Genomic DNA, 11,710 nt, shown 5'->3' on the forward strand with positions numbered 1-11,710 from the left:
CAAAATTTTAACTAAGTATTTTCCCCGGCGTATTTCTGTCAGTGCCTCTCACCGGTGGTAGGCCTATTTGTTTGCTTACTTCGGTCCAAAAAAACGCTTTGCAGCATCTTTCGTTCTCCACCTTGCTGATAAAAGTATATATACCAATTTATCGTTTATATGCTTTTATTGTAATAAGTAAAAGTATGCTATCTTCAGGATCTTAACCGCTACATGAAATGAAAATCCGATTAATTGCCTTGTTATTGATTTTTTGCAACCTGGCTTTTGGGCAAAAAAAATTTTCTCATAAGGAACTGTTTGAAGACTTAGCGTTTTTTGGCAACCTTTTAATTAATAATGATCCGATATCAACTATAGAAGAAAAACAGGCAAGCGCAGCTTCCTTGGAAAAAGCGCTTAACAGTTTCGATAAGACGAACCTAACTACTGCAGAATTCATTAAATATTTAAGAGGCCTGAAATCTCTCACCAAATACGACATGCATGCCGGCATATCTTTTACCGACACGATCCCTCCAACAAATTTATTCCCCTTACCCGTAATTGCGATAGACAAAAAATTGTTTGTTAATGCAGAGAATGACCTGATACCGTTTGGAAGTAACATTCGCAGCATAAATGGTATTAGCACCAGCGAAATTCTATACCAGCTTACCGGAGGTGATACTACAAATACATTCAAATTAGAGAAGTTGGTGAATGATTTTTTCTACCTGTATTACCTGTTTTTGGGAAATCCTGAGCAGTTTGTTATCGAATACTCTTTAAGTAATGACAATGAATCGAAAACAATAACTGTTAAAGGAGTTTCGGTATTTGAATACCTGGAAACGGATGCCAGGAAAATATTTCCGTTACATCGCGACTTTGTGTTTACACAGTATTATCCGGAGATAAGCACTTATTATTTGAGTCTCAACTCTTTTCTCTGGCCCGCTGTTAATGATACAAAACTAACTACCAATCCTTTCCAACATTTTTTCGACAGTTTGTTTATCGACATAAAAAATAAACAGGTGCGCAATCTGATAATTGATCTCAAATACAATCCGGGAGGGGATATAAGCGTACCACCTTTATTGTTTTCCTATTTCATAGATAGTAGCCTCGCTATAAATGGTACTTTTAAATACCCGGCTTTCATCCCCTTTCAAAACCTGGTTGCCATTAATAATATACCAATTGCCGATAGTTTAGCCAGGACAACGCTAAATAAGTATCAACACCATAGCATTATTGAGGGCGAATATGCGAAAGGCACCACGGTGCAGAAGCTATTTCCCAGCCCTAATAAATCAATGGAAATCTATACGTCCTCATAGGTGGGACTACTGCTTCTGCATCAGTAGATTTCACAGCATTAATAAAAGCTTATAACAAAGGAATGCTTATCGGGGAAAGTGTTGGCAGCTCCATACACAATACTACTGCAGGCCTCATTCTCACCTATCGGCTACCTCACACCAAATTAGAAATTAATACTCCTATTGTAAATTTGGATTTTAGTGGTGAAATCATCAAAAAACTCCCGGAAAAATATATTAGTCCCGACCTAAAATTTCCAATTGAACTCAGGTACAAATACTTTCTCCAAAAAAAGGATGTCGACCTTGAAGAAACACTCCGGCTTATACGACAAAGACAGTCAGAGGAGAGCAACTGATTCGCACCGTATCACTTACAGCAATGATTTTTCATCACCCGCGTTGACGCGTGTCCGCACGCGTCTTCTATTTACAATAACTGATTCGTCTGCTTCACTACGCCCATCACAAAAGTGCTCTGTACATGCCCCACATTCTCTACCTGGCTGAGCTTGTTTACATGAAAATCGTAATAGGTTTCCATATCTTCAGTCAGCACTTTCAGCAAAAAATCAAACTCGCCTGAGATACTGTAGCACTCCAGCACCTCGTTCATTGCAAGAATGGACTTGATGAATTTGGAGCCGGCAATCTTATTATGTTCTCTTAACGATACATGGCAAATTACCATCAGCTTTTTGCCCAGCTTTGCAGCATCCAATATAGTGGTGTAGTGAGATATAATACCCGACTGCTCCAGCCGCTTCACGCGCTCGTGTACCGGCGTGGTGCTTAAATGAACGGCATCGGCTATTTCTTTGACCGTTACCCTCCCATTTTGTTGCAACATCCGGAGTATGTCCAGGTCTTTGCCATCCAATGTCACCGACAAACCAGTTGGTTTTTCTTTTGCATATTTATTTACCGCCATAAAACAGTATTTTATGCTATCAAAGATAATTTATAAATCATTTTATCCTTAAATATTAATTTTAACCTATTGTTTTATCCTGTGAACTACCTTTGCATCTCCTGTTCATGAGCCTTTACCGGCAAATATGAACTTTTATTCATCTCAAATTATAAACAATATATATGTCTACAGTTACAAAAACTCAGATTGACTTCGACCTGAAATACAAGGTTGCTGATATTTCACTGGCTGAATGGGGCCGTAAGGAAATTCGCCTTGCTGAAGCTGAAATGCCGGGCCTGATGAGCATCCGTAGTGAGTACGCGGCCTCTCAGCCTTTAAAAGGAGCACGTATTGCCGGTTGCCTGCACATGACTATTCAAACCGCCGTTTTAATTGAAACGCTGATTGCATTAGGTGCTGAAGTAAAATGGAGCTCCTGCAATATTTTCTCTACACAGGATCATGCTGCTGCTGCTATCGCCGCTGCAGGTATTGGAGTATTCGCCTGGAAAGGTCAAACACAGGCTGAGGCTGACTGGTGCATTGAACAAACTTTATTTTTCGGCGCTGCCGACCGCCCCTTAAATATGATTCTTGATGATGGTGGTGATTTGACCAATATGGTATTAGACACTTATCCTGAACTGGTACAGCATGTAAAAGGTATCAGTGAAGAAACAACTACAGGCGTTCACCGTTTATATGAGCGCGTTGCAAAAGGCACTTTACCTGTTCCTTCTATCAACGTTAACGACTCTGTTACCAAATCTAAGTTCGACAACAAATATGGCTGTAAAGAATCTTTAGTTGATTCCATCCGCCGCGCGACAGATGTGATGCTGGCTGGTAAAATTGCAGTTGTAGGTGGTTACGGTGATGTAGGTAAGGGCTCTGCAGCTTCTTTGGCTGGTGCCGGTTGCCGTGTTATTGTAACCGAGATCGACCCAATTTGTGCTTTACAGGCTGCTATGGACGGTTTTGAAGTGAAGAAAATGATTGATGCGGTGAAAGAAGCGGATATCATCGTAACCGCTTCGGGTTGCCGCGACCTGATCACCGGCGAACATTTTAAGGCAATGAAAGACAAAGCAATCGTTTGTAATATCGGTCACTTTGATATTGAAATTGATGTTGCCTGGTTAAATGATAACTATGGCAATACCAAAGACACGATCAAACCACAGGTAGATATTTATAATGTAGATGGCAAAGACATTATCCTGTTGGCTGAAGGTCGCCTGGTAAACCTGGGCTGTGCTACGGGGCACCCCAGCTTTGTAATGAGTAACTCCTTCACTAACCAGACTTTGGCTCAAATTGAACTGTGGACTAACCACGACAAGTATGAGAACAATGTATACGTGCTGCCTAAGCATCTGGATGAAAAGGTTGCCCGTTTACACCTTGCTAAAATTGGTGTAGAGCTGGATATACTAACTGATAAGCAGTCTTCCTATTTAGGTATTCCTGTAGAAGGACCCTTTAAGCCTGAGTTATACAGATATTAAGAAAAGTTTTTTTCATATAGCTTACAAAACCGTCTCAAAAATGAGGCGGTTTTTATTTTGTTGATAAACTATGATTTGCAAAAAATAGTCAGTAATTTATACATAATCTTTTGTTGAGATTTCAATCCGCTCATCATTTTTAAAGAAAAATTAAACCCTAGTTATATACCAGTTATCCTTTCGGGGGCCAACTTGCCATTTCAATCACATTAAAATAATATTTAAATTAAATACAATTATATATAATAACACAAGTTGCTTGTTGTCAATTTATTAAACGACATATTTTTTGTTATTACATTGTTATTCTAATGAAATTTTAATCTGTAACGGGGTAAAAAATGTTGTCTATTTTGTACCTTTATAATATAAATGAAATTGCGTTATCTATATATCGTTGCTTCTTTCCTTTTATCGGTATTCGTATCGAAAGAGGTGATAGCTGATGTGCGCCTTATTCATGATACACAAAAAGAAATCTGTGACAATTGCGAGTCCAGGAGCAGCGAAAAAAGCGCTGAAGAAAGAGGCTTCGAGCAGGAACAGAAATTGCTGGCTATCAATCCATCTCTCCCATTGCCAGTAGTAAGCCATCTTTTTGATAAAATAGTCTATAAAGCTCCCTATATACCTGCCATCGAACTTGGTATTCTGACACCACCTCCCAAATTTGTTGCTTAGACTTCTTATCACCCCCAGGTGGTATCTCCGACTTCTGCGGTATATAAGTATACTGCTTCCATCCATTTTTAGAAAAATAGTACATCCATAAAAGGGATTAGTACTCTACATATATTAACTACTATAAACCTATAATTATGAAAAAAGTAATTATCGCTTTCACAGCTATTTTATTCTCTGCTTCAGCAGCTTTTGCCCAGGTAACAGATCCTCAGAAAATGATCAAACTAGGCTCTGATGCACATTTCATAAATGAATTAAATCTTGAAAAAGGGAAAGAATATGGCTTCCTGGCAAAAGATCTTCAGGAATTATATCCTTCATTGGTAAAAGAAAAGAGAATCAGTGAGCGTTTTGGTAAAAACGCATATCGCACCAAAGTGATTAAAGTAATTGATGAAAAAGAGTTAATTCCTGCGATGGTAGCTTCTATCAAAAAACAAAATATTGAGATCCAGGATTTGAAGAAAAAAATGATTACTATCGAAAGTAAAATGTAGTCAGTATAAAAAATAATACAGTCTCTCAAAAGGCCGCCTTATGGCGGTCTTTTTATTTGCCTGCAACTTTTTAAAACGGTAGTACGTCAAGTAATTAAAAATGATACTTTTATGAAAGCCCTGTTATTTTTATTCCTCCCCCTGGTAATGGTTGGTTGCACCAAAAACAAACTGGCCAAATTTAATACCCGCATTGTAGGCAGCTGGCAGCTGGTAGAGGTTAATACCTTTGGATTAGGTAGCAGCCATATTGTGTTCAATGGCGGAAATTTTACTTTCAATAGCGATAATACGGCGAGTTATTACGACCGGAATAATAACACCTACTATGGCTCCTGGTATATTGATGCCTATATGTATACAGATGATGAAGGAGATTCGGAAACTGATTTTATATTAAGTGTAGATGTAAAAGATGGCAGCAAAATGAAATTCGACCGTTTCGAAATTCCCCGTTTTGGCAATTCAAACAGATTTAAAGCTAAAGTAAGAAACGGGCTGAACGTGGTTACTTATGTTTTTGAACGCAGGTAAACTTAGAAGGATCATACCAGGAAACCTGCTTGCTTTTACTGCCGGCTACCCAAAAGAAAATTCTACCGGTTGCTGTAGTCCCGATAGCTACATATTAAGCGTATCGGCTTTCAACTTTCTCTGAGACGTTGGATATATACGTTTCATACAGAGAGAAGTTGCCAGGCAGTGTACCAGTTGTAAGCTTTTGCGCGGGCAATGGCAAGCAAAACATACAGATTTACCTATAGCCACAGCTTTCCTTTCTTCGGGTATCTATTAAATATTGAATCTTCCAGCCAGATGTCAGTCGCACCAGCTGAAAGGAATTGACCCCGCAATGACTGAATTTGCCTTTGTAATAAAAAGAGTAGGGCGTCCAGACGCTGGCTAAATCTCCGTCGATTTGAATAGCTTCAAACTTTATTCTTTCATCCGCATTCCCCTTAGCTTCTTTGCTTATAAATGCAGCGAAATCATTTGCATGGCTGGAGCGAATTATGAGTGTATTGGAAGGCGACTTGATTATGGTTTGTAGTATTGCACTATCTGCGAAACAGGCTGTAAGCTGCTTTGCGTCTGCGTTACGCATGGCATCAAAAAGGTTGTTGATCAGCCGGATAACCGAATCCCGGCTGTCCTGCGCGTTTATTAAACAAGAATTGAATATAAACAGCACTAAAAACCAGTATTTCATGTGTATGCTTTTTATTAATTGGGGGGCACATACCCGCCTGACCGGACGGGCAGGGAATTTCGCAGTAAGAAAATACTCATTATACCCGGTATCAAAATAAATATTTCCTTATGCTACATTTCTCCGTTCATTTTGTTAAAGATCTGCCATAAAAGGTACAATTGGCATTAAATTCCCGTCTAATAAAAGATGTTGTATTTTATGCAATTTCTCTTATCTATTAATCTTTATTAAAAATACGAAAGATGAAAAATTTAACACACATAGGCTGCCTTCTTATATTGTCGATTCTCGCTTTTTCATCCTGCGCCTCGCAAAAAACGGTAACAGCTACCGAGCAAGACTATGCAGCGCTGATCAATAACCGCAGGTTTACCTTTGTGGCCCGTACCGTAATCCCTACGGAAGATAGCCGGTTTAATCCCCGGTTCATGTTTCCCAACGGCAATAATCTTTACCAGCTTACGTCGGGCTACGATGTGAAGATCACTCCTGATTCTGTCACGGCCTACCTGCCTTTTTTCGGCAGATCGTTTACCGCTCCCCTTGACCCTACAAAAGGAGGCATTCAGTTTACGTCTACCGATTTCGATTATAAGCAGTCCATCAAAAAAAAGAATTACCAGATCACCATCACACCCAAGGATAACCGTGACATCAGGAACCTGCTTCTCACGGTTACGCCCTCCGGCTATGCATACCTCCAGGTGTTGAGTATGAATAAAACCCCGATTTCATTTAATGGTGTTATTGAAAAAGATCAATAAATGAAGGTTTTATAAACACCTGTTAGTAACTCTAGCCACCCCCATCCACCTCATAAAAATAAAAGGTTGTAAGTTTGCCGGATGGTTGATTTAGATAAAAAGCAGGTTCGTATTGCGGTTTTAGATTTGAATGCAGGATATCCCAACCAGGGAATGAGGTGTATTAATGAGATCGTACACAGCTGGGCCGAACAAAAAAACTATTCAATTATTTACGATGTTTTTGACGTGCGGGTTAAAAACGAATTGCCCGATCTCTCTTATGATGTATATATATCAAGCGGGGGCCCTGGTGATCCGCTGAGTACCCGGTTTGACGACTGGGATATTAACTGGAACCGTTGGTTTAGCGACGTCCTGCGTTGGAACGACAATCCGTCCAGTAACACCAAAAAGTTTGTTTTTTTGATTTGTCATTCGTTTCAAATGGCCTGCCGCCATTTTAATGCCGGGTTGCTCTGTAAAAGGAAGTCAACATCGTTTGGGGTATTTCCTATGCATGTAATGCCTGAGGCCATTGGCGATCCGGTGTTCAAGAACTTAAAAAATCCTTTTTTCGGTGTGGATAGCCGGGATTTTCAGTTAATACAACCGAACCTCGACCTGTTGCACGATATGGGCGCCTATATTACCTGTATTGAAAAAGAACGTCCTCATGTACCTTATGAACGCGCGGTGATGGGCATCCGTTTCAGCGAATATGTTTTTGGTACCCAGTTTCATCCTGAAGCAGATGCTACCGGTATGAGCCAGCATTTTCAAAACGAAGAAAAGCGTGAGATGGTGATTAAAAACCATGGGGAGGCTAAACTGACCATTATGCTGGAGCACCTGGAAGATCCGGATAAAATTCACTGGACCAATAAGAACCTGATCCCTAATTTTCTAAATGAGGCCTATAGCCATTTGATGGTGGAAGAATTGATGGAAGCGTAACTAAGCAGAAGTTAATAAAAACAAAAAAACTCCTGAAATTTCAGGAGTTTCCTTATCTGCAATATCATTAACTACTCAACACCAATAAATTCAGTCTCATATAGGCTCAACCAATTACTGGGTTCTATTCCCCATTTCGAATTAACAGATATTCTTAACCAATAGAATATAGTACCCGGAACTCCCGCACTTGACAACATTACCTGTGCTTTGTTTGAACCAGCGGGGGTTGGCGTAATGGTGCAAGGAATGACAGGATCGGCGTTCCAAAGATAAGGCCCGGTTAATCCTAAAGAATGTGTACTCATACCCGGCGCCAGGTTTTTGAACCTGGAACCAAAGCCATCATAACAAGGCCAATATCCAATCAGGTTAGTATATTTTGGATGTTTTGAAAGATCTTTTAAGCATAGATTGTTGCGCACTTCTTCATCCGTTAAAGCCGTGTTGAAGATTTCAAAGTCAGCAACATTAAATGTCATAGCCCCAAATCCGGTATCATCGCCCCACCCTATCATTAGTGGGTCTGAAGAGCTAATAGAACCAGGGTTAGCGCCCAGGTTCCGGGTACCATTATCGTCCTGAATTCTTACACCGTCCATAAACCTTTTGACCCATTTACTACCGGCACTATCATAAATTACTGCAGTAACGGTATGCCAGCTATTATCGAATAAATTGGGAGTTGTTACCTGTAATCGCTTTTCACTGGTGTTGCTGCCTCTTATCGAAAAGCACCAGGAGCCACCACTATTGGTAAACATAGTCCATCCTACTTGTGTAAACCGGGTGGTTTTACCCATAAAATGCGGCCAGTTAAAAGGTCCGCTTCCCTTAATTTTTATTTGAATAGTTTGACTACCTGTACCAATATCATAAACCCTCCCATCTGCAACTGTTGCCTTTACTGTATTGCCGTCTCTGCCGTTAATGACAACGGAACTGTAGTCTGCTTTTACAAATTCGGTAGATTGCATTTTTTCATGGTAGTAAATAGCCGGTACCATTATTTCTTCATCGCTATTGCCTCCATATGCATTGCCCTTACCGCCATGCGTACCGGTAACAATAACCAACCAATCTTCTTCTTTGTTATATAGGGGCCTTGCCTTCAGGGCTGTCATTATATCATTAATATAAGTATCTATTTTAAGTACAGCGGCTTTATAACCATTATCAGAAGCAGAAAAAGCGCCCGCTTTGCCGGCAATACTCGCTCCGTTGAAGTGAGCTACCAATAAGTCATCATCGTTGTTTTTTACCGCAGCCACAACTGAATCCTTAGTCGCCGCATCATTTTGGGTGGCTACTTTAAAGGATGCTTCCGGTGTTAGTGACGAAAGCATTTCGGGCCAGTCGGATACAATGCGACTTTGAAGATCAGGCCGGGCTGATCGTATTATAAAATAAAAAAGACTTGGATAATTGGTTCCTACCTGGCCTTCTTCAGGTTGTTCCAAAGACTCGAAGGTACTGTCCCTTACCATGTGCTTTGCAAAGCTCACACCTGATAACAGTGTTTTCCAACTGGCAGCGTCAGTGGTAACTGCATCATCTACCGCATTTACCAGGGTATATTTGCTTTTTTGCAACATACCATTCAATGCAGGCAGGTTCAGCGCTTTAAACTCCTTCCCCGAAAGTCCGTCAATACCTATAAGTAATACTTTCCTTTTCCCTACTACCGCTGCGGTAGAATCATCCTCAAAGTAAGGAGGCGGATCTGCATACTTTTTACAGGAGCTTAGAAAAAAAAGCGTACCTATAATCGCCAAAAGAGGTAAATATATTTTTATCATCGGAACTAAATTGTTTGTAATTTTTTATTTAAACACTGCAAATTCGGCAAGGGCACAATTAGGATTATCCCGAATATCTTCTGCATTATATTTTAATCTTAAATACCTTGCTTTAACAGGCGATGAAAAATTAAATGTCTGAAACCCGTTTATCTCTGCCAACGCAAACGGACTACCCGGCGTTTCGGTCCAGTTCGTTTTGTCATTGCTCACTTCAATATGCACTCTGACAGCAGGCCTTGATACGCCTTGCCTATGTGCATATTTAAATCCGGCAATCGTAATGGGTAACCTGGTAATAGTACTTAAATCCATATCAATTGTATGGGGCGGTTGCCCGGTTCCCCCAGACCATTGGCTATGCCAGAAAGTATTTAAATCGCCATCAATAATGGAAGAGGCTAAACCATTGGGTGGGCCTTCGCCCGTTTTTTCTTCAGAGCTAACGGCGATAACGGACCAGGCATTGCTTGCGAATGGATCTATAAAAGTATTACCGCCGGTTTGGGTGTATGGATTATACTTCCAGATTTCCTGTAACATTACGGGGTAGTTTTTAGCGGCTACCCGATCCATAGCGGTAGAACTTAAAGTAATTCCCCACTGACGGAAAAATAACTGCCAATCCATACGTGTATAATCCGACACCGTTTCATAGACAAAATCATGTTTGGCTAATGTAGTAGACGAAGGTCTTACTGCCCTGCGACTTCTCTTATATAGTTCGGTCATAATGCCCCATCCATCTTTCTGACCCGGATATCCCCAATCCGCAGGAATTTTGTCGAACATCTGCAGAAACGGCACTAACCGCGCAAAAGGATTATCGCTAATTAAAGGATCGGAACTGTTGTCAAAATCTTTAGAGTTTGATGAAGCCGCGAACTGTAAAGCAGGTCCAACAGTTTCCTGCAACGCCGGGTGTTTGGCAGGCCAGGTACCTAAACCTAAATCGCTCATACGTTTAGCAAGTTTAAAAATAAAAAGGTTATTGGTTGTTTCTCCTAAAGTAGACCAGCTCCAATAATTTCCCTGTTGGAAATTATGACCAATTTCATGGTATAATCCCCATACGTCTGAACTCCTTAAATTGACAATATCTGTTATAGTTGTTTGCCAGTAAGTATCATTTATAGCCATTATCGGAAACCCGGCGTGCCCGTAACCCGCAGAAATGTTCACATCCAATACGATCCGATATGGAAGTTGAGGCGACTTGTCTTCAGGTGATAAAGGGTTTTCTTCCAGGCCCGTCCAACCATAAAAATCTTCTTTAATTCCTCTGTCCCACTCCGTCATTAACACCTGAGGATCAGCAACAGGATAACGAACAATATAATCTCTTCTTACTGTAAAAATCATGTATTTACTTCTGAGTTCCAGATATGGAACACAGGAAGCAGCGACCTTTTGCTTCCATTGTACCGGATCGGTAACACCCAAAACGAAGTCAGGCGATTCTACGACATTATCAAAAGTTATGGATACCGGTGAAGTTCGGGGACTGCTTGGAAGAATATAAATATGTCCGCCGTAAAGATTGCGGACCTCATTTTTTCCCGGGATTAATTTAGTTTGAGAATAAATAACCGGATCACGCTGCGCATTTTCGATATGCCCTACATTGTCGGTCCATGCACCAACCTGTGCCACAAGATCATAAACACCTTCGGGAACAGTAATAGTAACCAGCTCTCCGGGAGCCGCATAAAACCCGGTACTGAACTGGGGCCTGGGTAGCACGCTTATACGCAGATCTTCCGACTTTACATAAAACAAATCTAAATTGATCGTTTTCGTAACCCTGGGTTCTTCTATGCAAACCAAACCGGGGAAAATAGACGCCTGCAGGTATTTAGATTTGTCAACGGCTCCTCGTGAAGTGTCCACCGCGACATGAGTAGAGTCTACTCCCTTGTCTAATTCGGATGCATCCAGCAGGTAGCCAAAATCACTTTTTTTGCCGCAAGAAGCAAATATTGCAATACTCAGGGTTATTGCTACTGCTTTATTTACCTTATTTAATAATTTCATATACCTATTTGATTTTATTGACAGGGGCAGAAGATCATTCCATATTATTGTA

The 11,710-nt window shown here is 40.6% G+C and carries 12 protein-coding genes; 8 read left to right on the plus strand and 4 right to left on the minus strand.

Features of this window, described 5'->3' with window-relative positions; genetic code table 11:
• Nucleotides 1-218 precede the first annotated feature (218 nt).
• Together U0035_RS06735 and U0035_RS22915 are read left to right on the plus strand one after the other, a co-directional pair.
• Complete coding sequence (locus U0035_RS06735) at nt 219-1,325, plus strand: S41 family peptidase (RefSeq protein ID WP_114789246.1); 1,107 nt, start codon at nt 219-221, stop codon at nt 1,323-1,325.
• Nucleotides 1,322-1,666 carry a hypothetical protein gene (locus U0035_RS22915; protein WP_394365416.1) on the plus strand — a complete coding sequence of 115 codons (345 nt, stop codon included), beginning with the start codon at nt 1,322-1,324 and terminating at the stop codon, nt 1,664-1,666. The genes U0035_RS06735 and U0035_RS22915 overlap by 4 nt, the downstream gene beginning before the upstream one ends.
• Before the next feature lie 71 nt (nt 1,667-1,737).
• Here U0035_RS22915 and U0035_RS06740 read toward each other — a convergent pair whose 3' ends face one another.
• Complete coding sequence (locus U0035_RS06740) at nt 1,738-2,238, minus strand: Lrp/AsnC family transcriptional regulator (RefSeq protein ID WP_114789248.1); 501 nt, start codon at nt 2,236-2,238, stop codon at nt 1,738-1,740.
• 164 nt (nt 2,239-2,402) lie between these two features.
• On the opposite strand from U0035_RS06740, the gene ahcY reads away from it, so the two are divergent.
• From ahcY to U0035_RS06760, 4 genes are all read left to right on the plus strand, one after another.
• Nucleotides 2,403-3,731: an adenosylhomocysteinase gene (gene ahcY / locus U0035_RS06745; RefSeq protein ID WP_114789249.1), complete on the plus strand. Its 1,329-nt coding sequence runs from the start codon at nt 2,403-2,405 to the stop codon at nt 3,729-3,731.
• 372 nt (nt 3,732-4,103) lie between these two features.
• Nucleotides 4,104-4,412, plus strand: coding sequence for a hypothetical protein (locus U0035_RS06750; RefSeq protein ID WP_114789250.1), 309 nt, complete (start codon nt 4,104-4,106; stop codon nt 4,410-4,412).
• Nucleotides 4,413-4,549: 137 nt separating this feature from the next.
• Entirely contained in the window at nt 4,550-4,912 is a 363-nt protein-coding gene (locus U0035_RS06755) for a hypothetical protein (protein WP_114789251.1), read from the plus strand.
• 111 nt (nt 4,913-5,023) lie between these two features.
• Nucleotides 5,024-5,446 carry a hypothetical protein gene (locus tag U0035_RS06760; RefSeq protein ID WP_114789252.1) on the plus strand — a complete coding sequence of 141 codons (423 nt, stop codon included), beginning with the start codon at nt 5,024-5,026 and terminating at the stop codon, nt 5,444-5,446.
• A 220-nt stretch (nt 5,447-5,666) separates the two neighbouring features.
• On the opposite strand, the gene U0035_RS06765 is transcribed toward U0035_RS06760, so the two are convergent.
• Nucleotides 5,667-6,122 (minus strand): Cif family virulence factor, encoded by a 456-nt coding sequence (locus tag U0035_RS06765; RefSeq protein ID WP_114789253.1) that lies wholly within the window; start codon nt 6,120-6,122, stop codon nt 5,667-5,669.
• Between the two features lie 245 nt (nt 6,123-6,367).
• Here U0035_RS06765 and U0035_RS06770 point away from each other — a divergent pair, with 245 nt between their 5' ends.
• Together U0035_RS06770 and U0035_RS06775 are read left to right on the plus strand one after the other, a co-directional pair.
• Complete coding sequence (locus tag U0035_RS06770; RefSeq protein ID WP_114789254.1) at nt 6,368-6,889, plus strand: DUF4251 domain-containing protein; 522 nt, start codon at nt 6,368-6,370, stop codon at nt 6,887-6,889.
• Between the two features lie 81 nt (nt 6,890-6,970).
• Nucleotides 6,971-7,825, plus strand: a complete 855-nt coding sequence (locus U0035_RS06775; RefSeq protein WP_114789255.1) for a type 1 glutamine amidotransferase — start codon at nt 6,971-6,973, stop codon at nt 7,823-7,825.
• Between the two features lie 71 nt (nt 7,826-7,896).
• Here U0035_RS06775 and U0035_RS22920 read toward each other — a convergent pair whose 3' ends face one another.
• Both U0035_RS22920 and U0035_RS06785 read right to left on the minus strand, forming a co-directional pair.
• Nucleotides 7,897-8,832 carry a LamG-like jellyroll fold domain-containing protein gene (locus U0035_RS22920; protein WP_394365414.1) on the minus strand — a complete coding sequence of 312 codons (936 nt, stop codon included), beginning with the start codon at nt 8,830-8,832 and terminating at the stop codon, nt 7,897-7,899.
• An 816-nt stretch (nt 8,833-9,648) separates the two neighbouring features.
• On the minus strand, nt 9,649-11,658 hold the full coding sequence (locus U0035_RS06785) for a M60 family metallopeptidase (RefSeq protein ID WP_162817745.1): 2,010 nt from the start codon (nt 11,656-11,658) through the stop codon (nt 9,649-9,651).
• Nucleotides 11,659-11,710: the final 52 nt, after the last annotated feature.

The organism is Niabella yanshanensis (assembly GCF_034424215.1).
GTDB lineage: Bacteria > Bacteroidota > Bacteroidia > Chitinophagales > Chitinophagaceae > Niabella > Niabella yanshanensis.

Coding starts and splice junctions, on each gene's coding strand:
- U0035_RS06755 (WP_114789251.1), top strand. CDS start 4,550: ATGAAAAAAGTAATTATCGCTTTCACAGCTATTTTATTCTCTGCTTCA.
- U0035_RS06760 (WP_114789252.1), top strand. CDS start 5,024: ATGAAAGCCCTGTTATTTTTATTCCTCCCCCTGGTAATGGTTGGTTGC.
- U0035_RS22920 (WP_394365414.1), bottom strand. CDS start 8,832: ATGGTACCGGCTATTTACTACCATGAAAAAATGCAATCTACCGAATTT.
- U0035_RS06785 (WP_162817745.1), bottom strand. CDS start 11,658: ATGAAATTATTAAATAAGGTAAATAAAGCAGTAGCAATAACCCTGAGT.
- U0035_RS06775 (WP_114789255.1), top strand. CDS start 6,971: ATGGTTGATTTAGATAAAAAGCAGGTTCGTATTGCGGTTTTAGATTTG.
- ahcY (WP_114789249.1), top strand. CDS start 2,403: ATGTCTACAGTTACAAAAACTCAGATTGACTTCGACCTGAAATACAAG.
- U0035_RS06740 (WP_114789248.1), bottom strand. CDS start 2,238: ATGGCGGTAAATAAATATGCAAAAGAAAAACCAACTGGTTTGTCGGTG.
- U0035_RS06765 (WP_114789253.1), bottom strand. CDS start 6,122: ATGAAATACTGGTTTTTAGTGCTGTTTATATTCAATTCTTGTTTAATA.
- U0035_RS06750 (WP_114789250.1), top strand. CDS start 4,104: ATGAAATTGCGTTATCTATATATCGTTGCTTCTTTCCTTTTATCGGTA.
- U0035_RS06770 (WP_114789254.1), top strand. CDS start 6,368: ATGAAAAATTTAACACACATAGGCTGCCTTCTTATATTGTCGATTCTC.
- U0035_RS06735 (WP_114789246.1), top strand. CDS start 219: ATGAAAATCCGATTAATTGCCTTGTTATTGATTTTTTGCAACCTGGCT.